This is a genomic window from Zunongwangia endophytica (assembly GCF_030409505.1).
Taxonomy (GTDB): Bacteria; Bacteroidota; Bacteroidia; order Flavobacteriales; family Flavobacteriaceae; genus Zunongwangia; species Zunongwangia endophytica.
Genome location: NZ_JAUFPZ010000002.1, coordinates 1,958,872 through 1,980,182 on the forward strand (window position 1 = coordinate 1,958,872; position 21,311 = coordinate 1,980,182).

Here is a 21,311-nt window from a genome sequence, read left to right on the forward strand (position 1 = left end):
TGAAGAACGTATATTAAACTTCTAATTGAATTGAAAACACTTCTCGAATCATAAACCTTATGATTTTATTATATTCGCAACCTAAATCATCGAATTTTGAATCAGGAAGAAAAAGCAGATATTATAAGAAAAGTGACCACTCTTTTAAAAGAGATCCCATCGTCTATGGATGTTGTGAAAAAGGGAGGTAACGAACATAAAAGGTACGAATATCTTGCAACGCATATGGTAAATAAGGCGATCGAGAAAGATGCGCTTATTGTTAGTGAAGATGGAAACGGAATTGCCATTTTATTTAAAACCAGCAAGAAAGATGAAAATTTCTGGAAAAATGCCTGGTCTGAATTAGGTTTAGTCTTTAATGTAACCGGAGTAAAAAACGCTTATAAAATTGTAAAAACTCAGGATTACATTAAGAAACAACGACCGCAAGAAGGCGAATATCTATATTGTTGGTTCTGGGGGATTTTAAAAGAAGCTAGAGGTCCCGGTACGCAGGTTGGTGTAGAAATGAAAAATGAATTTTACAGAAGATCTCAGGTTTATAATCTTCCTTTATACGCCGAAACGAGAATGCGAAAAAATGCGATCGTTTATCAAAAGTTCGGATTTCAATTATTTCATGAATGGGATCATCCTAGTGGAGATACCATGTATTTCTTAAGATATCTTCCTGAAGAAAATAAAAAATAATAGAAAAAGCCGAATCTTAAGATTCGGCTTTTTCATTTTAACTAATCAACTAACCTAAACTTATGATATCTCTATCATTCTTTTAGCCTGTACTTTTGCTTCTTCTTTCTTAGGAAGTGCAATTTCTAGAACACCGTTGTTGTAGTTCGCACTAATTTTGGTGTTATCGATAGAATCTGGCAAACTAAAAGCTCTTTTAAAAGTACTGTAGCTAAACTCTCTACGAGTATACTTTCCTTCTTTGTTGGTATTTTCTTTTTCAACCTTATTTTCAGCTGAAATAGTTAACACATCATTATCTAATTCAATATTAAAATCGTCTTTTACTTTTCCGGGAGCGGCAACCTCAACAATAAAATTCTCATCAGATTCCTGAATATTAACTGCAGGAATCCTTGTTCCGATATTATTTACGTTGGTAGTCCCTCCCATCCAATCGGTTTTAAACATATCGTCAAATACAGATGGTAACCAGTTTTCATTTCTTTTAATTAAACTCATAACTTTTATTTTTTATTAAACATTTTTCCTTTAAAGACACTAATCCAATAGCAATTTGAATTCCAAATAAATTTTAACGTCATTTTGACAGTATTTCAGGTTTTTAACATGACTTTTTAACATACTAGCTTATTTTCGTCCTATATTGTGCGAACTTTTACTAATTCGATGAAGAAACTTTTTACGCGACTACTCTCGTTTTTCAATTCCATACGAAGTCAAATTGCATTTTATCCTACGCTTTTTGCCTTTTTAGGATTTCTATTTTCAGCACTTACGCTGTATTTGGAAAGTCTTGGAATTTCAGATTATATAAGAGAGGAATTTCCGTCAATTATCGTCAACAATGGGGATACCGCACTAAGTGTTCTTGGTGCTATCATAACGGGACTTATTTCTATGATGGTTTTTAGTTTCTCTATGGTGATGGTATTGCTTAATCAAGCCTCCACTAATTACTCGCCAAGACTGTTACCGGGATTAATTTCAGATAGAAAACATCAAACCGTTTTAGGAGTCTATTTGGCAACAATTCTTTATTGCATCTTTATTATGGTTGCTATCAACCCAGATGCGCCTAAAAAAGAATTGCCTGGTTTCTCGGTATTTCTGGGAATTGTTTTTACAGTTTTCTGTATGGGTGCTTTTATCTATTTTATACATAACATTTCAAAAAGTATACAGGTAAATAATATTTTAGACAATATTTACAATCTATCAAAAAACAGATTACAAACACTTTTAAAAAGTGAAGCAAAGGAATTTAGGGATTTTCCAGATTCAGGCGAGTGGTATACTTACAAAGCTGAAGAAAGCGGATATTTCCAAAATATTTCAATTACCAACCTTTTGGATCTTTGCGAAGAGTTAGATACTAAATTGCACATACTTCCTGTAAAAGGGATTTTTATTCTTAAAGGTATTCCCGTGCTTCGCTCCGAACAGAAAATTGATAAAGAAAAATTAGATGAAGTTTTAGCGAATTTCAATTTTGCACGTGAAGAATTGGTTGCAGATAATTATGTTCTTGCTTTTAAACAACTTACTGAAATTATAGCCAAAGCCATGTCTCCCGGAATTAATGATCCAGGAACCGCAATAAATGCGATCGATTATTTAACGGAATTACTCGGCTTACGAATGCAAAAAAAAGACAGCAGTGTTATTAGCCGCGAGGAAAAATGTTACTTAAAATTGAATACTGTTGATTTTAAAAGCTTGCTTTATAATGTTTTAGTAACAGTAAGAACTTATTGCTCTCACGATTTGATCATCATTCAGAAAATTAGTTTGATGTTCGAATATCTCTTACAGCAAGAACAAAAGGAAGTATACTATAAAAAATTAATCAAAGAAGAAGCTAAAACATTTTTTGAAAGTGGAATAAAAGCTATAGAAAGTGATACTGATATTGCTCTTATAAAAAAACTCGCAAAAAATTTAAATATTGAGCTTAGCACGACCTAATTAGTAGCTTTTGCAGCTCTAATTGATAAAATACCTAGCGCTAGGTACATAAACTTCGAACCATTTAGCTACTTTTAACTATCTCCAATCACTTGATAATTAAAGTGCTAAGAAAACTTTTAATTTTTCTAAGTTTACTATCACCAATGTTGACTTTTGCATCTGGTGATGATACCCTTTTTGTAAAAGGTGCGTATCCAGAGCACATTGTAGATTTCTTAAAATCGTATAAGAGTTGTTCTGAAATTTCTGAAGAAGCATTAATCAATGCTTTTGAGAAAGGCGAATTTAAAGACATGCCCGCTAACCGTGTGGTGAATAGAGGGTTTACAAAATGTCAACATTATTTTGCACTTACTGTAAAAAATGACCAAAATACAACAGAAGATTACTTCTGGAGCTATTATAATGACGGCGTACTTTTCATTTTATATGAATATAAAGATGGAAAACTAGACCAAATAGGAAAAACATCGGCAGCCAAAAGAATCAAAAAACGAGCGATACCTATACGATGTCTTTCTTTTCAAATAGAAATGAAACCTTACGAAACAAAGACCTTAATTCTTAAAACCGAATTACAGGGACACGCCAATCTCTACTTTCCTACCGATTTTACGACTGCCAAGGACATTTATATTTACGAAACGAACCACGCTTTTTTAATGGGGCGCTATTTTGGCTACTTCATTTTTACAGCACTATTCAATTTACTCCTCTATATCATTATTCGAAGAAAGTTATACGGATTTATGTTCGGTTATATTTTAAGCATGATCGCATTCAACTCGGTCGAGTACATGTATGACACGCTTTTAGTACCAGACTTTTTACATTTTTTTTGGGTACGATTTCCAAAGATGTTTTTTGCGTTGTTCGCAACATATTTTCATACCAAAGTCTTTCAATATTTCACTAATCAAAAAACAAACTTTCCCAAATGGTTTAAAATCTTAAAATATGTAAACAATTTTATTCTTTTTATTTTATTACTATTCGTAGCATCAAAAATAATATTACCAGAAAACAACGCTATTTTCGACCAATATCGATTACTACTTCACATTTGTTTTATCCTAAATTTAAGTGCATTAGTTGTTAGTTTGATTCATTCAATTGTAAAAGGAAATAAGCAAGCTATTTACTATATGTGTTGCAATATTTTGTTGATTCTGTCACTCATATTCTTCACTACAAATACCCTTCAACTGGGTGGTTCTACAATTTATATGGCTCCCGGAAATATTATCAATAGTGTATCTTTTGAAATTTTAAGCCTTACCATAGCTTTCTTGCTGAATTATCGAAAAGAATTAAGAGCCATGAACGCAAAAATTATTCAGGCTAAAAGAAAAAGTGAGGAACTAAGTACCGCACTTATTAAAGTTCAGGAAAATGAAAGAAACATCATTGCTAGAAATCTTCACGACGGACTAGGAAATACCATGAATGCCCTGCGCTTGCTATTAGAATCCAGATCTGATAACAAAAAACAAATTGACGGTGTTTTTGATTTGGCGCAAATTCAATTTAAAAATCTGATTTTTCAAATTTCACCTAAGAATATAGAAAGTGTTGGCCTTTTTAAAACCATTCAGCAAGATTTAAAACTATTGGAAAATACTAATATCGAAATAAACCTGACCGTACTTGGAAAGGATGAGTGTATAGGAACTATAAAAGCGGTTAATATTTACAGAATCTTCCAAGAGCTTATGTCCAATATCATAAAGCATGCTAAAGCAACTGTAATAGATATTGTTATAAATTGTGATGAAAAAACATGTAGCCTACAATTAGAAGATAATGGTATTGGTCTAAAAAGTAAATTCACAAAAGGCATGGGGATAAAGAATATCAAATCTAGAGTATCTTATCATCAGGGGATTTTTCATATGGAAAATACCGAATTAGGGATGATAAGTATCATCGAAATACCTCTTGAAAAATGACAAAGATTAATTTAGTATTGGTTGATGATCACTCGCTTTTCACTGAAGGAATTATGCAAATTTTAGATCCGCTGGAAGATTTACAGGTGATTGCCAATTTTAGAGATGGTGAAACTATGCTCCAGTCAGACGAAATTCACAAAGCAGATGTACTGCTATTAGATATTAACCTACCGGGGAACTCTGGGATAAGTATAGCTAAAAAAATGAAACCTTATTTTGGCTCTTTAAAGATTATTTGTCTCTCTATGCTTTTTGAAGAAAATATCAGGCAGAAATTAACGAAAATCGGTGTTGCCGGATATTTACCGAAGTTTGTAAATACAATAGAGCTTATAGAAGCGATTATAAAAGTAGCTGAAGGTGAAAAGGTTTTTTATGAAGAAAAATCCAAAGCCGTTAACAATATAAAAGTCTGGACTACAGATTTTAAATTAACTAAACGAGAACTTGAAATTCTACAGCTCATTAAAGAAGGTAAAACTACTAAAGAAATTGCTGATCTTCTTTTCCGTAGTCAGTTTACCATAGAAACCCATCGTAAGAATATGATACGAAAACTGAACCTAAAAAATTCTAGTGGCTTATTGCATTTCGCAATGAAAAACTTAACAAGCGAATAAGTCATATAATTAAAAAAGGCTCCTAATCGGAGCCTTTTTCTATAATTATCTGGTAAGTTTTTTATACTTAATTCGTTTAGGCATAATATCACCACCAAGACGTTTTTTCTTGTTTTCCTCGTAGTCAGAGAAACTACCTTCAAAGAAGTATACTTGAGATTCTCCTTCAAAAGCAAGAATATGAGTACAAACTCTATCTAAGAACCAACGGTCGTGAGAAATTACCACAGCACATCCTGCAAAATTCTCCAAACCTTCTTCTAAAGCACGGAGTGTATTTACATCAAGATCATTGGTAGGCTCATCTAATAAAAGCACGTTTCCTTCTTCTTTTAAAGTCATTGCTAAATGAAGACGGTTACGTTCCCCACCAGAAAGTGCGCTTACCTTTTTATTTTGTTCGCTTCCGCTAAAGTTAAATCTACTTAAGTAAGCTCTGGAATTTACCTGTCTTCCGCCCATCATAATTAGCTCCTGCTCGTCGCTAAAGTTTTGCCAGATGGTTTTTTCAGTATCAATATTAGAGTGACTTTGATCTACGTAACTAATTTTAGCAGTATCCCCAACTTCAAAAGAACCTTTATCAGGTTGTTCTTCTCCCATGATCATTTTGAAAATGGTCGTTTTACCAGCACCGTTAGGACCAATAATTCCTACAATACCAGCCTGAGGCAAATTGAAATTAAGATCTTCGTATAGTAATTTATCGCCAAAAGCTTTGCTTACTCCTTTAGCATCGATCACATTATTTCCTAATCTTGGACCATTCGGGATGTAAATTTCAAGTTTCTCATCCATCTGTTTTTGATCCTGACTAAGCAATTTATCGTAATTCTTAAGACGCGCCTTCTGCTTAGATTGGCGACCTTTAGGATTCATCTTAGACCATTCTAACTCTCGCTCTAAAGTTTTTTGTCTTTTGCTTGCTTGTTTTTGCTCTTGTGCTAAACGTTTAGATTTTTGATCTAACCAAGAAGAATAATTTCCTTTCCATGGGATACCTTCTCCTCTATCTAATTCTAATATCCATCCGGCAACATTATCCAAGAAATAACGGTCGTGAGTTACCGCAATTACAGTTCCTTTATATTGCGCTAAATGATGCTCTAACCAGTGTACAGATTCAGCATCCAAGTGGTTAGTAGGCTCATCTAATAAAAGAACATCTGGTTCTTTTAAAAGTAAACGACAAAGCGCAACACGTCTTCTTTCCCCACCAGATAATACTGAAATTTTCTTATCAGCCTCCGGAGTTCTCAAAGCATCCATTGCAATTTCTAGCTTGGTATCTAATTCCCATGCATTGCTTGCGTCGATTTTATCCTGAAGTTCTGCCTGCTTATCCATAAACTTCTGCATCTTATCTGCATCTTCATAAACTTCAGGCAAACCAAACATATCGTTGATTTTGTTGTATTCATCTAGAATAGCTACCGTTTCAGCAGCGCCTTCTTTTACAACTTCAAGCACTGTTTTCTCTTCATCTAGTTCTGGTTCCTGTTCTAAGTAACCAACGCTATATCCTGATGAGAATACCACATCGCCCTGGTAATTATTATCTCGCCCGGCGATAATTTTCATTAAAGTAGACTTACCCGAACCGTTAAGACCAAGAATCCCGATTTTTGCTCCGTAGAAAAAACTCAGGTATATATTTTTTAACACCGGTGTATTCGCCGATTTGTAGGTTTTGGTAACCCCACTCATCGAGAATATCACTTTCTTATCATCTGCCATGTAATTATTTAATTTTTGGTTGAATCAATTTAATTTAAAATCGAGTTTCATTCCATAGAAAAGAAACAAAACCGAGCAAAAATACAAATAAACGAATACAATTTATTTGTGATCGCCTAAAAGTCGAAGTAAAAGAATAAGTTGACCAGTATGATGGGCATTATGCTCAATCACTAAAAGTAGTTCTCTTAATAAAGAATGCTTATCGCTATTCTTTACCGGCGTGTCTAAATCGTTAGACTCATCCTGAATATATTTCGACAATTGCTCTCTTTCCTTAAAAAACTGCTCTTTTAGCTGCTCCCATTCCTGCTCACTTTCTGGTGTTTGCTTTTGGTCCCAATAGCCTTCTGGCCATTTTGGAGTTTTGTAATCATCTAAGATTATATAATCCAGAATATCTTTTTGGGTATAGGTAATGTGAAAAAATATCTCATAAAAAGAATAAGGTAAATCATATATTCGCTTACCAATATTATCAAATGAGATTTCTTCTAATACTTTGGTGATAGGCATAAATGCTTCACCACCATTAAGATGTTTTACTAACTGTTCTCTCTCCATATAGCTATCTTCTTTTAATTTATGATCAAATTCGGCCTTTTAGGGCATTAAAAACCCAGGAAATGGCAAAAAAACCAATTCCTACTACAGAAAAACCTATTGCATGATCTTTATATTTTAAAACACCCAGTAGTACAATCGCAGTGGCTATCAAAAAAATAATGAACGACGCCCATGCGAAAATGGAGTTCTTATTTAATCCCATAAAATGTTATTTATTACAAATATCGCATATTTTGATTAGTATTTTAAAAATCAAATAGCCTGTATTTTGTATTTTAGCTAATATTGTGAATTTTTTTAAACTATTTTTGAAAAGAATCAAGCAAACTACGGTTAAAATTCATTTTTGCTCACCATAAAATTGCTTCCAAAAAACTGTATATATGGATATTAACTTCAATAAAAATGAAGATCATAATAAAATACTAGTTTCAGATTTAAACCATCATCTTAAAAGAGTGTATTTGGGAGGTGGTGAGAAACGTATAGAAAAACATCATGTAAAAGGAAAAATGACCGCCAGAGAGCGGATCGATTTTTTATTGGATGCACCCCAAGAAGCTATAGAAATAGGTGCTTTTGCCGGTGATGGCATGTATAAGGAACATGGGGGCTGCCCTAGCGGCGGCGTTGTTGTGAAAATCGGAAAAGTCTCTGGTAAGCAATGTATCGTTGTTGCCAACGATGCGACGGTAAAAGCAGGTGCATGGTTTCCGATCACAGGAAAGAAAAATCTAAGAGCACAGGAAATTTCTATAGAAAACAAACTACCGATTATCTATCTAGTAGATAGCGCAGGGGTTTATTTACCAATGCAAGATGAGATTTTCCCAGATAAAGAACATTTCGGAAGGATTTTCAGGAATAATGCCGTTATGAGTAGCATGGGAATCACTCAAATTGCAGCTGTAATGGGCAGCTGTGTTGCTGGTGGTGCTTATTTACCTATTATGAGTGATGAAGCCATTATTGTCGAAAAAACCGGAAGTATTTTTCTTGCCGGCAGTTATTTAGTAAAAGCAGCTATCGGCGAAACTATCGATAACGAAACGCTTGGCGGTGCTACAACACATACTGAAATTAGCGGGGTTACCGATTATAAAGCCAAAGACGATAAAGATGCGCTCACAAAAATTCAAAACATTATGGATAAAATTGGCGATTTTGATACCGCTGGTTTTAACCGAAAAAAGTCAACTCAGCCTAAATTGGACCCTAAGGAAATCTTCGGAATTTTACCTAAAAAGCGCTCAGATCAATATGATATGATGCAAATCATTGAACGTTTGGTAGATGATTCTGAATTTGAAGAATATAAAAAAGGTTATGGTGAAACCATCATTACCGGATATGCTCGCATGGATGGATGGGCGGTTGGAATTGTAGCCAATCAGCGTAAAATTGTAAAAACCAAAAAAGGCGAAATGCAATTCGGTGGCGTGATCTACTCCGATTCTGCCGATAAAGCCACTCGTTTTATTTCGAATTGTAATCAAAAGAAAATTCCGTTAGTATTTCTTCAGGATGTTACCGGATTTATGGTAGGAAGCAAAAGTGAACATGGCGGAATTATAAAGGATGGTGCCAAAATGGTTAATGCAGTAAGTAATTCTGTCGTACCAAAATTCACTATTATTCTTGGCAATTCTTACGGGGCTGGAAATTACGCAATGTGCGGCAAGGCTTACGATCCAAGACTTATCGTTGCCTGGCCAAGTGCCGAGCTTGCCGTAATGGGCGGCACACAGGCCGCGAAAGTTTTAGCACAAATCGAAACCGCTTCATTAGAAAAAAGAGGCGAAAAGGTGGATGCTGAAAAAGAGAAAAAGGTTTTTGAAAAAATCAAAGCTCGATACGACGAGCAAACTTCAGCATATTATGCCGCTGCAAGATTATGGACAGATGCAGTAATAAATCCTATGGATACCAGAAGATGGATTTCAACGGGAATTGAAGCTGCCAATCATGCTCCTATCGAAAAAGATTTTAATTTAGGTGTTATTCAAACTTAACAGAAGTCTTTTTCAACCTTCTCATTCATATAAATATCAGAATTCAGGATCTTAATATTTTGGTCTACATTTTGAAATGGCTAAAATGCGTAAAGTTAAGATTGGTCCTGAACAAGATCTATTTAGTGAAATCTCAAAAAACAACCAAACCTCAAATAACTAGTTTAAAACCACATTGTTTAATTTAATCATTAGAAATGAAAAAATTTTTTTCAACATTTTTATTTTCAATACTCGCTTTTGCAGCTTCCTCACAAGTGCTAAGCAACAAAGAAAAATATACCGAAGCTGATACGCTCCGCGGTTCCCTTCGAGCAGAGCGCGCTTACGATGCTTTAAAATATCATCTAAAATTAAAGGTAGATCCTTCAGAAAAATATATTGGTGGTAGTAATGTTATCACCTTTAAAATGGAACAAAAACTACCAACAATGCAAATCGATTTATTCGAAAATATGAATATCGATTCGATCGTATTCCACAGAAAAAACCTTGAATATAACAGAAAATACAACGCTGTTTTTGTGGAATTTGAAGAAGCTTTAGCTAAAAACACTACCGATTCTTTAGAGTTTTTCTATTCAGGACATCCAATTGTAGCTAAAAACGCTCCCTGGGATGGCGGTTTTGTATGGACTGAAGACGAAGATGGAAATCCTTGGGTTGGTGTTGCTGTGCAGGGAACCGGTGCAAGTCTTTGGTACCCAAACAAAGATCACCAAAGTGATGAGCCAGATGGTGTTCAGTTAGATATTGCCGTACCAAACGGACTAATGAATGTCTCTAACGGAAGAATGATTGGTAAAAAGGATTTAGGAAATGGGTATACCGAGTGGAGTTGGAAAACAGTAAATCCTATAAACAACTACGATGTGATGATTAACATCGCTAACTACGAGCATTTTTCAGATAAATTTCAAGACCTAACTTTAGATTATTACGTACTTCCTTACAATCTTGATAAGGCCAAGAAACAATTCAAAGAAGTTCAGGATATGATGGAATGCTTCTACGATAAAATGGGACCTTATCCGTTTGTAGAAGATGGCTATAAATTAGTGGAAACTCCTTATTTAGGAATGGAACACCAAAGTGCAGTGGCTTACGGAAACAAATACATGAAAGGCTACTTAGGCCGAGATCTATCTGGAACCGGAGTTGGGTTGAAATGGGATTACATTATCATACACGAGTCTGGTCACGAATGGTATGGAAATAGTATTACTGCCAAGGATATCGCAGATATGTGGATCCATGAGGGTTTCACTACTTATACTGAAGCTATTTATACAGAGTGTGGATGGGGAAAAGAAGCAGCTTTGAAGTATATTAAAGGACAGCGTAAGAATATTCAAAACAGAGAAACTATAATCGGTGATTATGGCGTAAATGCTGAAGGCTCTGGCGATATGTATTATAAAGGTTCTAACTTACTAAATACGATTAGAAGTATATACGATGATGATGAGCTTTGGTGGAATACGCTTAGAGATTATACCGCGACTTACAAACATAAAGTTATTAAAACACAAACAGTAGAAGACTTCTTTAACAAGCCGGTTGAAACTGATTTACAACCTGTATTTGATCAGTATTTAAGACATAGTAGAATACCTGAATTACAATTCAAAAAAGATGGTAAAACTTTCGCTTATCGTTGGAGAGCAGATGTCGAAGGATTTGATATGCCAGTAGATGTTTTTATCGATGGAAAAGAAACTCGTTTAAAGCCAACAACGGAATGGAAAAAATTAGATAAAAAAGTTTCTAGTGAAGATTCAATAAAACTCAATGATCTTGAATTTTACGTAAACATGAGTTTTAAATAAACCCCTATTTTAAAAACGGAAGAGACTAAAGGTTGAAATTAGATAATTTCAGCCTTTATTTTTTATATACCTTCTATAGTTTCTCTGCTGCCTTAAAAAATAAAATAAGGCAGAAAAAACAAAAAGATAAATACCGAACGATTATATAAAATAACTCCAAAAAAAAACGCTTAGGGATAAAATTTTAATTGATATATTGCAAAACGTAAAACTAATTACTTAAAATTCATGAAGAAATTATTACTTTTTGTTGTTTTATTATCTCTTTTTAGCTGTACTGACGACGACTTAACACCCGACACATCAAATGAAATTATTATTCTAGAAGACATTAGTTATCAATCATTTGATCAAGAAAAAATATTAAATACTGTAATCAATAATCATACAAGGAATAAATCCCTCCTTAATGCAAAAGGACATACCGAAAAATTTTCAGAAAAGAAATTTTTGATCGACACCACCAAAATACAAAAAATTATTAAAGACGGAAAAACCTCTTACACCTTTCATGTAAAGAGTAATGAAGCAAGTGATAATTCCTTTGAAAATATAGTGTTACAGGAGCAGGAAAATTATAAGTTTAGAGCTTATTTAATTAGATACACCCCCTCGGAACCAATAGATAAATTTGGAGAACACCATTCTTTTAATTTTAAGGGTACCAGAAAAATAACCGAAATATCGACTAATGATATATACTATTTAAATTCAACTTATGGCGGTCAATTCACTACGGTATGTAACACAATAATAGAAATTTGGTGTGATTATGGGCACCCTCACCTAGCGGGAGAGCAATGTTTTATAGAGGCCAGCTCCAAAAATGATGAGAGGTTGTATGTCAAACCAAGAAAGGTATGCAGCACAATACGTAATGAAGAAGATCCAGGAGAAAATCCAACACCTGGAATAGGAGATGACGATTATAATAACGGTGGAGGCCCAGGAGGTCCTTCGTTCCCTGGGGAAGATATAATTACTAACCCTAATCCGGATGGAAGCTATACCGACATTGATGGCGGTGATGTAATTAGCCATATTTTAAATTTAGATTTGGTAAACGAAAGACCATGGCTTGGGAGTCACCAAAATATTTATAACGAAATAAAATATTTTTTGGATACAAACAAAAATCCAGATGGCAGTTATAAAGAAAATATTATTGAGGAGGCCAGGATGCGCGTTAAAGTTGAAATGGCTGATGATAATCGCTGGAACTTTTCTGAAAAAGGCACTTTTCGTGATAGATCCGGCTTAAAATACAAGGCGACCTATAAACCTTCTCCAGCCGAAAAAATGTATCTACTGGAAAATGGTTTGGTATTATATCAATCTTCTACCAAACGTGCTATTAACCCACAAGATCTCCTAAATCTGGCCAATACTGAACCAGAAATAGAAGGATATCACTATATCTATAATTACAACATTAAAAGATGGTATGAGTACAGATTACCTAAGAATACAGTCGATAATACCGCAGATTTAGATTTTTTAATTAAAGGATTTTGGAAAGTCGCTAAATTAGTGGGTAGATATGCTACGCCCATTGAAGACGGTATAATCTTAATTGACGGAAAAGATTTTGACGGAGAACTGGCCAATCAATATGCAGCCGGTGGAATGATATTAGTTTCTATTGTCCCCGGAGGAAAAATATTAAAACCCGCAACAAAAATTATTGCTGGAGCAACAAAGTGGGTTAAAATAATTAAAATAGCAGATGGAAAAGTTATACGCTGGACTTCTAAGATTGCAAATAATTTAGTTGATTTTGGAGCATATAATAGTAGTAAATTTAGAAAACAATTAGGTCTTATGGTAGGAGATGCCACTCAGCAAGCCCATCATATATTATCGAGAAATCTTAGAAATCATAGAGTTATACAGAAAGCTGCAAAGTATGTGGATGAGCCATTTCATATTGATGAATTATTGAATGGTATTCCAGTCGAAACTTGGAGAAATCAGTTTAATCATTTTGCATATGATGCCAGAGTTAAAGCTTTACTGGATAATATTCCTGCTTCTCTTTCAGACAAGAAATCCTATGAACAATTAAAAGAGATAATTGAATATATCAGCCAAGTAATAACTGATAATAAAAATAAACATTTAAACGATTTAAATTTTTAATAAAATTATGGTATACAAAATTGAATCCAGTATAAATCAAGAAGAAATTGGTATTTATCCACAAATTGAAGAGGCCATTTATAATTGTGACCCATTAAACGATGTTCAATTTATTGACAATATTGGTAAAAAAGAAATATCGTTTGAGCCGAAAACTGCGATTGGGATATTAAATAAAGATGCATTATTGACAGATCTTCTTAGTGCTCCAATTATGGGCTTTTCAGAAAAACTTTTAGTAAGTAATAAAATGAAGAATATTTTGGATAACTATATTAAAGATAATTTCCAATCATTTAAATGCAAAATAAAAATAAGTCCATCACAAATCGTGGATTATTGGGTATTGAATCCTATCAAATTTAATAAACAATTAATTGATTATAAAAAGTCAGAAATTTATTTAATGAGAGGAGTACTACAAAAAGTTAAAAAGATAAATGTTTCTACATATAAAGAGTTTAAGGCAGAATCAATTGAACTATTGAGAAATAAAGATGAACTTATTAATATAAAATTTGTAAACTTATTTCTTAAACCAAATGATGTTCCCTTTTTTGCAATAGACAATGTAAAAGGAGGTTTTAAATACTTTATTTCTAAAGAAGTAAAGAATATCATGATTAAATCTAAGATCACTGGTGTTCATTTTGAAAAGCAAGAATAAAATTCAATCTTGAACGAAGCAAGAAAATATTAAAAAAGATTTGACATAAAGCTTTTTCTTAAAAATAAATTATAAGATTCAATGATCTTGAATTTTACGTAAATATTAGTTTTAATAAAAATACGAGTTATAATAGCTTAAGAATAAAGCCTGAAATTCGATAATTTAAGGCTTTGTTTTTCAATCTTATGTTAGTCGTTGTTTCCTACCCATAACAAAATACAGCAAGGTCCCGAAAAAACTGAAAAAGATCACAACAAGTAACCAAACGATCTTATCGTTTCCTTTAAAATCGTTTCTTACAATATCGATTATCGCCAACAAAGGGAATAATAATGCAAATAAACAGGTAATTAAGATGAGAATGAGTTGCAGGGCGCCAATAGCCAATGTTTGATGTAGCATAGTTGATTGAATTTTTATAAATCTAAGACTTTTCGTCTAAAAAAAGTCATTTTGATGAAAAATCACTAATCTTTTTCCTCCAGCTGAAAAATTTCATTGACAGAGCATTCGAAAATTCTTGATAGTTTTAAAGCCAAAATTGTAGAAGGTGCATATCGATTTTTCTCTATAGAATTTACTGTTTGTCTGGAAACTCCAATTAATTTTGCCAAATCCTCTTGGGTCATACTCTTTTTAGCCCGTTCAACTTTGATTGTATTTTTCATTAGTTAAACTTTCTAGTGTAAAAGAAAATTCCAAAATACCATAAGAACATGGTAAATAACAATTGATGAGCTTGAATATCATTTTCCCATCTTCCTTCAAAAATTATATTAACGAACGGAGATATAATAATAAAACCAACGCCATAGAGAAAAGTAGAAGCAAATGCTATTATCCTCAATTTCAAAGTACGCTCGTCTTCAATACTTTCTTTCGATACAGCTAAAATTAGTAAAGCCACAAGCAAAGTATTCCAAAAAATATTCTTTGCTAGTTCCTTTTCTATAAATAATATATCAAAGATATTAAGAAGAAAAAATACAATGGAAATAACCAATATTGAATATCCAAAAATTTTAAATTTATGCGGAAGTAATTTAAGATCTGTATTTTTCATATGTAAAGACTTTAAGTCTAAATGACAAAAATACTTTACATTTATGAGTTTTAAAAATTTTGATGAAAAATTATATTTTGAAATCTATATTAATAGAGAGAATAACGATATTCAGAAATATAAAAGCAGATAGTACTTTTTCAGTAATAAAAGTTCATCTAACTCACCCTACTTTTAAGAGTATTATCTCGATGAATTTTACCGCTGCTGGTTTCCTCAAATTTTTCAACAAAATAAATCTTTTTAGGATGCTCAAATCTTTCTAAAGACTTAAGATTAGATATTTTAGCTTTCATTTCTGTGAGGTGTTCTTCTGAAAAGGCAGCTTCAATAAATAGCACTAATTTGTTTCCTAATGAATCATTTGGCAGAGAGGTAATAAAAAAGCGAGAATCTATAATTTTACCAAGTTTTTTCTCTATTTCTTCAGGATGTAACTTTACGCCACCACTATTGATTACATTATCAATTCTACCTTTCCAATTGAATTTCTTATACGTCACAATTTCTACCACATCATTTGTAGTAATAATTTCGTCGGAAAGTTTTGGTGCTTTGATTACCAAACAATCCCGCTCGTCTTTACTAATATTGATATTGGGCAATACTTTAAAAGGCCGTGCTTGCTTTTTCTTTTTAGTAGGATTAATTCTACGAGCCGCGATATGCGTAATGGTTTCGGTCATTCCGTAAGTTTCGTAAACTTTGGTATTAACCTCTTTAACCATCTTTTGAAGTCTAAGCGACATTGCTCCTCCACCTACAATTAGTTTTCTAACTAAATGCAATCGCCCAACAGAATTATCTAATTGAAAAGGTATCATTGCACAAAAATCATAGATTTTAAAAACCTGATCTAACGGTGTAGAAGAAGGCGGTACCAAATCGAGTTGCCAACCGCAAATTATAGCTCTAATGATCATCATTTTCCCTGCAATATAAGTTGCGGGAAGACAAAGTAAGGCTTTGGTATCTTCTGGCAGATCAAAATATTTGGCAGTGGCCATAGCCGAATTTGCCATATATTCTTTTTTTAGCTGAATGGTTTTTGGCTTTCCTGTAGAACCTGAAGTTTTAACCTCAACAAAATCGTGAGGTTTTAACCATTCTAAGATGAAGTTTCCTACTTCTTCTTCAAAAGCTTCTCCTTCTTTTATAAACTTAAATGCAAGTTGGCGCAATTCTGCGTTACTGTAATGCTTTTTATTCAGCTTAAAATTAGGATGCGTTTCTGGAACCTTATAATAGTCTGCCATGTTATCAAAAATCAATAAATCCTGACTAATCAAAGTTATTAAATTGCTACGATTATTTAAATTTAATTAATTTTTAGTAATCTTTCTTAATTTCTGACAAATCTTCAATATCATTTATCTCAGAAACCTGTGAAACGATAGGTTGTTGTACTTTACCGAATAGACGAGTTCCCCAGTTATTCCATTTATACCGCTTAGCGTAGATTAGTAAAATAATAGGATTTATAACTAATGCCCCAATCCAGACTTCCCAATCTGCAGTAGGATTAGAAATATCTCTTAAAATAGATTCAGTGTTAAATGCTGTCCAATCTGCAGTAACCAATAACGAAGCTACAAGGTTATTTGCGGCGTGAAAACCTAAAGAAAGTTCTAATCCCTCATCCATCAGCGTCATGACACCCAGCATAATTGCAGTTCCAAAATATGAAACCATTACTAAATCTCCCATCTGCGTCACTTCTGGATTTGCATAATGCATTGCTCCAAAAATAAAAGAAGTAATCACTAATGGAATCCAGCGATAGCCCGTTTTTATTCCTATTCCCTGCATTAAATAACCTCTGAAGAAATATTCCTCAAAACTAGTTTGCAGTGGTACAAATACAACTGCAATAAGCATTAAAATCAGAAAAGGAACCAAATTGAAATTAAAGACGTAATCATCGGGACTTACGAAGAAATAATCTACTAAAATCAATATTACATTTAATATGGCTATGGTAGAAAATGAAAACCAAAATCTACTCCAATCTATCTTATTTCTGCTGGTTGTTAGGTTGGTGATGCTATTTTTATGAATCCCCTCGTTTAACAAAAAGAGTACTAATAGAGATAAAGCAAAACCCAACAACATAAAGAAAAAAGTGGTATTGCTACTAAAATCAGACATCATTCGATTCTGGTCGGAAAAAACAGCTATCAGTTTTTCATTATAGCCATATTTGAACCCTAAAGCAATAATAAATGGAAGAGTTTGTAAAATAACCCAACTAAAAAAAATTGCTATCGTACCAAATAAATACCTTGCACCGCTGCTCTTGCCTTTAAAGGCCTGCTCTATATACATTCTTTAATTTAAAAATTGAAATCCCAGGTATTGTTGGGATTATAACTAATTTCTCCGTTTTTTACCTCTAATGGACTTTCTATATTGTTGGTGTACAAACTTCCCGTTCCTAATCCTTGTGGCATTCTTACCTTCTGTTCGTAGGTAAACTGTGAAATCGCATTTAGCCCAATATTACTTTCTAAAGCGCTTGTATTCCACCAACCAATATTATTAGCTTCTGCCAGATCTATCCATTGTTGAGTTCCTTTGAAACCACCGATCAAACTCGGTTTAAAAATTAAGTATTGTGGCTGTATAGTTTGTAGCAATTTCTCCTTTTTTGTTACATCAAAAACGCCTATTAGTTCTTCATCCAAAGCAATAGGCAACGGAGTTTCATCACAAAGCTTTGCCATTTCTTCCAAATTTCCCTGCTTTATCGGCTGCTCAATACTGTGAAGATCTAATTCACTTAAATGCTTTAATTTTTCTAATGCATTTTTAGGATCAAAAGCACCGTTGGCATCAACACGTAGTTCTATTTCTTCTGCGGAATATTGCGAGCGAATATACTTCAGCAATTCTAACTCAGTTTCAAAATCGATGGCTCCGATTTTCATTTTTATGCAATTGAAACCTGACTTCAATTTATCTTCAATCTGAGATTTCATAAAAGTCTTCTCGCCCATCCATATTAAACCATTAATAGCTATCGCGTCTTTGCCCTGAGTAAAAGGGGAAGGAAATAAATCGAATTTAGATTTACTTTCTAAAGATTGAAACGCCATCTCTATCCCGAATTGAATACTAGGGAATTCTATTAATTCTGCCCAAAGTTTATCTTTTCCTAATTCGATATTATCGCAAGCCCACTTCAACTGTTGTTCATAATCTGGGCGATCGTCGATACTTAATCCTCTTAAGATTCCACATTCCCCATAACCCAAATTATTGCCATTTTCAATTTTGATAAACCAGGTTTCCTTAACAGTAAGAACGCCCCGGGAAGTTCCACTGGGGCGTTTAAATTCTAAAATATGTTTTTTATATGTTGCTTGCATTTATACACTCATCTTTTCTCCAATTTCCATTAAAAGGAGTTCTTTTCCTTTATCGGCAAATTTCTTTTTAGATTCAGCATGATCTATTTCAATATATCCAAAGGTATCATAATGACAGCCTACGATACGATCACATTCAATAAAATCACTGGCTACTATAGCTTCATCGACTCCCATAGTAAAGTTATCGCCAATTGGCAACACAGCTAAATCAAGCTTGGTAAATAACGGAATTAACTTCATATCCATACTTAGCGCAGTATCTCCGGCAATATATAGATTTTTTTCTCCCGTTTGAATTACAAAACCTCCTGGCAAACCACCTGAAGCCCCATCTGGGAAGGTACTACTATGCCAAGCTTGTACGTATTTTACTTTTCCGAAGTCAAAATTCCAGCTTCCGCCGTGATTCATAGGATGAACATTAAATCCTTTCTCTTCGTAATAGGAAGCAATTTCAGCATTACTAACAATTACAGCTTTCGGGTTATTCTTAGCAACGGTTTCCACATCTAGCACATGATCTTGGTGCGCATGGGTAACCAAAATAAAATCTGCTTTAATGGTATCTAATTCTACCTTTCCCTTTGCATTCTCGTTCCCTGATATAAAAGGATCGACAATTACATTAATAGCTCCTATTGTGAGGCCAAGACAATTTTGACCGTAAAAAGTAAGTTCCATAATCAATTTCTTTTTTTTGAATTGCTTCTAAAATACAAATTGAGTTAAAGAGAAGCCGAATTTAGAATTCTATAATTTTGTTAAACTTCAACTTAAAATATTTGCCCTAAACCAAACAATATGGACATTGCGAAAGTACATAGTGCCAATATTTTTAATTCAGGATCTAGCAAAGCCGGAGACTCGTTTTGCATTACTCTTTTTATATGAAGCACAAGTGGAATGAAAGTGACATAAAAAATAAGATCATCCCAACCCCCATAAAATAATGCGGAGTAAATTACCATCAATAATATAGCACCAAGAATTAGAAAATAATGATAGGTTTTGGCTGCTTTTTGGCCCAATTTTACCGCTAGCGTGATTTTACCTGATTTTTCATCTGGAATACGATCTCGCATATTATTAAGATTAAGTACTCCTGCACTTAATAGTCCGATTGCCGCAGCAGGCATTAGCACTGTCCATTCTAAATTATTCGCATACAGAAAAAAGGAGCCAAAAACTCCTACAATTCCGAAGAAAATAAATACGAATATATCGCCTAAACCGCGATATCCATAAGCCGAATTGCCAACTGTATATTTAATCGCAGCGACTATAGAAGCTACACCTAATCCTATAAAAACCAAGCTATATAAAAAATTTTCTCTTCCAAACGAAGCATATATTAATAACACAGCCAGTATAAATGTAAGAATAGAAGTCGCAATAATGCCGTTCTTCATTTCAGCATGTGTAATTAAGCCGCTTTGTATGGCTCGCTGAGGACCAATACGCTCATCGTTATCGGTTCCTTTTACTCCGTCGCCATAATCATTGGCGAAATTAGATAAAACCTGTAATCCTAAAGTTGTCGCAAGTGCTAACGAGAAAATACCTAAATTAAAATATCCTTGCTGGGCAGCGATTGCAGTTCCTACTAAAATACCCGAAAGTGATAAAGGCAACGTTCGTAATCGGGCAGCATTTACCCAGGAATTTATTTTCTTCATTTAACGCATAATTTTTACTAAAACTTCTTTTAAAAGATCTCCCGAGGATAAGTTTACTGCTCCCACTCCCTTACTCTTTACATCGGCCTCTTGCAAAACACTAATGGCGTAGCTCACTTTTTTCATCGGATAATTTCTAGCTGCCACCGTATAGTCATTTACAAAATAGGGATTCACTTTTAGTTGTTTTGCCACATTCATTTTAGATTTATCGGGCAATCCATGATATTGCAAAATTTGTGAAAAGTAAGAGAACAATAGTGAAATTGTTACTACTAAAGGGTTGTCCTTAGGATTCTGAGAAAAGTAATTTATGATGCGATGGGCTTTAATTTCGTCTTTAAGGCCAACAGCTTTACGCAGCTCAAAATTATTGAAATCTTTACTAATACCTATATTTTGTTCGATGAGCTCTGGAGTAACTTCGGTTCCTTTTTCACAAACCAATTGCAGTTTTTGTAACTCGTTATCGATTTTACCCAAATCTGTACCTAAAAATTCTACCAGCATTTGCGAAGCTTTAGGTGAAATTCCCAAGCCTCTAGATTTTAAATTCTTTACTATCCAATCGGAAACCTGATTTTCATAAAGCTTTTTACTATCTAAAATTACTCCGCTCTTTTTGATGGTTTTATAGACCTTCTTACGTTTATCTAGTGTTTTGTGCTTGTAACATAAAACTAAAACCGTAGTCGGTTGTGGATTCTCGGCATAATCGCTCAATTTATCTATCGTTCGTGATAAATCCTGTGCTTCTTTAACGATTACCACCTGCCGCTCGGCCATCATAGGATAACGTTTGGCATTTCCTACAATTTCATCGGGATTGGTATCCCTACCGTACATGATTATCTGGTTGAAGCCTTTTTCGTCTTCCTGTAGCAAATGATCTTCAATATAATCGGCAACTTTATCTACAAAATAAGGTTCGTCACCCATCAAAAGATAAATAGGCGCAATCTTTCCGTTTTTAATATCGGTAACAATCTGTTTAGCGTCGTCCATGCAGAA

At 33.7% G+C, this 21,311-nt stretch carries 21 protein-coding genes; 8 read left to right on the plus strand and 13 right to left on the minus strand.

The genetic code is table 11. The features are described 5' to 3' along the window. Positions 1-96 precede the first annotated feature (96 nt). On the plus strand, positions 97-693 hold the full coding sequence (locus QWY91_RS08525) for a hypothetical protein (RefSeq protein WP_290233775.1): 597 nt from the start codon (positions 97-99) through the stop codon (positions 691-693). A 60-nt stretch (positions 694-753) separates the two neighbouring features. On the opposite strand, the gene QWY91_RS08530 is transcribed toward QWY91_RS08525, so the two are convergent. After that, a complete protein-coding gene (locus QWY91_RS08530) occupies positions 754-1,194 on the minus strand; it encodes an Hsp20/alpha crystallin family protein (RefSeq protein ID WP_290233778.1) in 441 nt (146 codons plus the stop codon). A gap of 168 nt (positions 1,195-1,362) precedes the next feature. Between QWY91_RS08530 and QWY91_RS08535 the strand changes: the two genes are divergently transcribed. From QWY91_RS08535 to QWY91_RS08545, 3 genes are all read left to right on the plus strand, one after another. After that, on the plus strand, positions 1,363-2,661 hold the full coding sequence (locus QWY91_RS08535; RefSeq protein ID WP_290233780.1) for a DUF2254 domain-containing protein: 1,299 nt from the start codon (positions 1,363-1,365) through the stop codon (positions 2,659-2,661). A 146-nt stretch (positions 2,662-2,807) separates the two neighbouring features. Then, positions 2,808-4,613, plus strand: coding sequence for a sensor histidine kinase (locus QWY91_RS08540; protein WP_290233782.1), 1,806 nt, complete (start codon positions 2,808-2,810; stop codon positions 4,611-4,613). After that, entirely contained in the window at positions 4,610-5,236 is a 627-nt protein-coding gene (locus QWY91_RS08545; RefSeq protein WP_290233784.1) for a response regulator transcription factor, read from the plus strand. Before QWY91_RS08540 ends, QWY91_RS08545 begins: the two co-directional genes overlap by 4 nt. Before the next feature lie 45 nt (positions 5,237-5,281). On the opposite strand, the gene ettA is transcribed toward QWY91_RS08545, so the two are convergent. From ettA to QWY91_RS08560, 3 genes are all read right to left on the minus strand, one after another. After that, complete coding sequence (gene ettA / locus QWY91_RS08550; protein WP_290233787.1) at positions 5,282-6,973, minus strand: energy-dependent translational throttle protein EttA; 1,692 nt, start codon at positions 6,971-6,973, stop codon at positions 5,282-5,284. A 102-nt stretch (positions 6,974-7,075) separates the two neighbouring features. Then, complete coding sequence (locus tag QWY91_RS08555) at positions 7,076-7,537, minus strand: DinB family protein (protein WP_290233788.1); 462 nt, start codon at positions 7,535-7,537, stop codon at positions 7,076-7,078. Between the two features lie 25 nt (positions 7,538-7,562). After that, the gene (locus tag QWY91_RS08560; protein ID WP_270058836.1) at positions 7,563-7,742 is read right to left on the minus strand and encodes a CAL67264 family membrane protein; all 180 of its coding nucleotides are present in this window, start codon (positions 7,740-7,742) and stop codon (positions 7,563-7,565) included. Positions 7,743-7,923: 181 nt separating this feature from the next. Between QWY91_RS08560 and QWY91_RS08565 the strand changes: the two genes are divergently transcribed. The 4 genes from QWY91_RS08565 (at position 7,924) to QWY91_RS08580 (ending at position 14,187) form a co-directional block, all read left to right on the plus strand. Further along, positions 7,924-9,552, plus strand: coding sequence for an acyl-CoA carboxylase subunit beta (locus QWY91_RS08565; protein ID WP_290233794.1), 1,629 nt, complete (start codon positions 7,924-7,926; stop codon positions 9,550-9,552). Positions 9,553-9,749: 197 nt separating this feature from the next. After that, a complete protein-coding gene (locus QWY91_RS08570) occupies positions 9,750-11,381 on the plus strand; it encodes a M1 family metallopeptidase (protein WP_290233797.1) in 1,632 nt (543 codons plus the stop codon). Positions 11,382-11,609: 228 nt separating this feature from the next. Next, positions 11,610-13,520: an AHH domain-containing protein gene (locus QWY91_RS08575; RefSeq protein WP_290233799.1), complete on the plus strand. Its 1,911-nt coding sequence runs from the start codon at positions 11,610-11,612 to the stop codon at positions 13,518-13,520. A gap of 7 nt (positions 13,521-13,527) precedes the next feature. Then, positions 13,528-14,187 (plus strand): hypothetical protein, encoded by a 660-nt coding sequence (locus tag QWY91_RS08580; protein WP_290233802.1) that lies wholly within the window; start codon positions 13,528-13,530, stop codon positions 14,185-14,187. 186 nt (positions 14,188-14,373) lie between these two features. On the opposite strand, the gene QWY91_RS08585 is transcribed toward QWY91_RS08580, so the two are convergent. The 9 genes from QWY91_RS08585 to holA form a co-directional block, all read right to left on the minus strand. Beyond that, the gene (locus tag QWY91_RS08585; protein ID WP_290233803.1) at positions 14,374-14,592 is read right to left on the minus strand and encodes a PLD nuclease N-terminal domain-containing protein; all 219 of its coding nucleotides are present in this window, start codon (positions 14,590-14,592) and stop codon (positions 14,374-14,376) included. A 65-nt stretch (positions 14,593-14,657) separates the two neighbouring features. Next, a complete protein-coding gene (locus tag QWY91_RS08590) occupies positions 14,658-14,858 on the minus strand; it encodes a helix-turn-helix transcriptional regulator (RefSeq protein ID WP_290233806.1) in 201 nt (66 codons plus the stop codon). Continuing rightward, entirely contained in the window at positions 14,858-15,253 is a 396-nt protein-coding gene (locus QWY91_RS08595) for a hypothetical protein (protein ID WP_290233808.1), read from the minus strand. Before QWY91_RS08595 ends, QWY91_RS08590 begins: the two co-directional genes overlap by 1 nt. Positions 15,254-15,411: 158 nt before the next feature. Continuing rightward, positions 15,412-16,509, minus strand: a complete 1,098-nt coding sequence (locus QWY91_RS08600; RefSeq protein ID WP_290233811.1) for an AMP-binding protein — start codon at positions 16,507-16,509, stop codon at positions 15,412-15,414. A gap of 73 nt (positions 16,510-16,582) precedes the next feature. Then, a complete protein-coding gene (locus QWY91_RS08605) occupies positions 16,583-17,578 on the minus strand; it encodes a CPBP family intramembrane glutamic endopeptidase (protein WP_290233814.1) in 996 nt (331 codons plus the stop codon). Between the two features lie 8 nt (positions 17,579-17,586). Further along, a complete protein-coding gene (locus QWY91_RS08610) occupies positions 17,587-18,621 on the minus strand; it encodes an o-succinylbenzoate synthase (protein ID WP_290233817.1) in 1,035 nt (344 codons plus the stop codon). Beyond that, complete coding sequence (locus QWY91_RS08615; RefSeq protein WP_290233818.1) at positions 18,622-19,305, minus strand: metal-dependent hydrolase; 684 nt, start codon at positions 19,303-19,305, stop codon at positions 18,622-18,624. It lies immediately after the preceding gene. 92 nt (positions 19,306-19,397) lie between these two features. Continuing rightward, on the minus strand, positions 19,398-20,300 hold the full coding sequence (gene menA, locus QWY91_RS08620) for a 1,4-dihydroxy-2-naphthoate octaprenyltransferase (protein WP_290233822.1): 903 nt from the start codon (positions 20,298-20,300) through the stop codon (positions 19,398-19,400). Beyond that, positions 20,301-21,305 (minus strand): DNA polymerase III subunit delta, encoded by a 1,005-nt coding sequence (holA, locus tag QWY91_RS08625; protein ID WP_290233824.1) that lies wholly within the window; start codon positions 21,303-21,305, stop codon positions 20,301-20,303. Positions 21,306-21,311 lie beyond the last annotated feature (6 nt).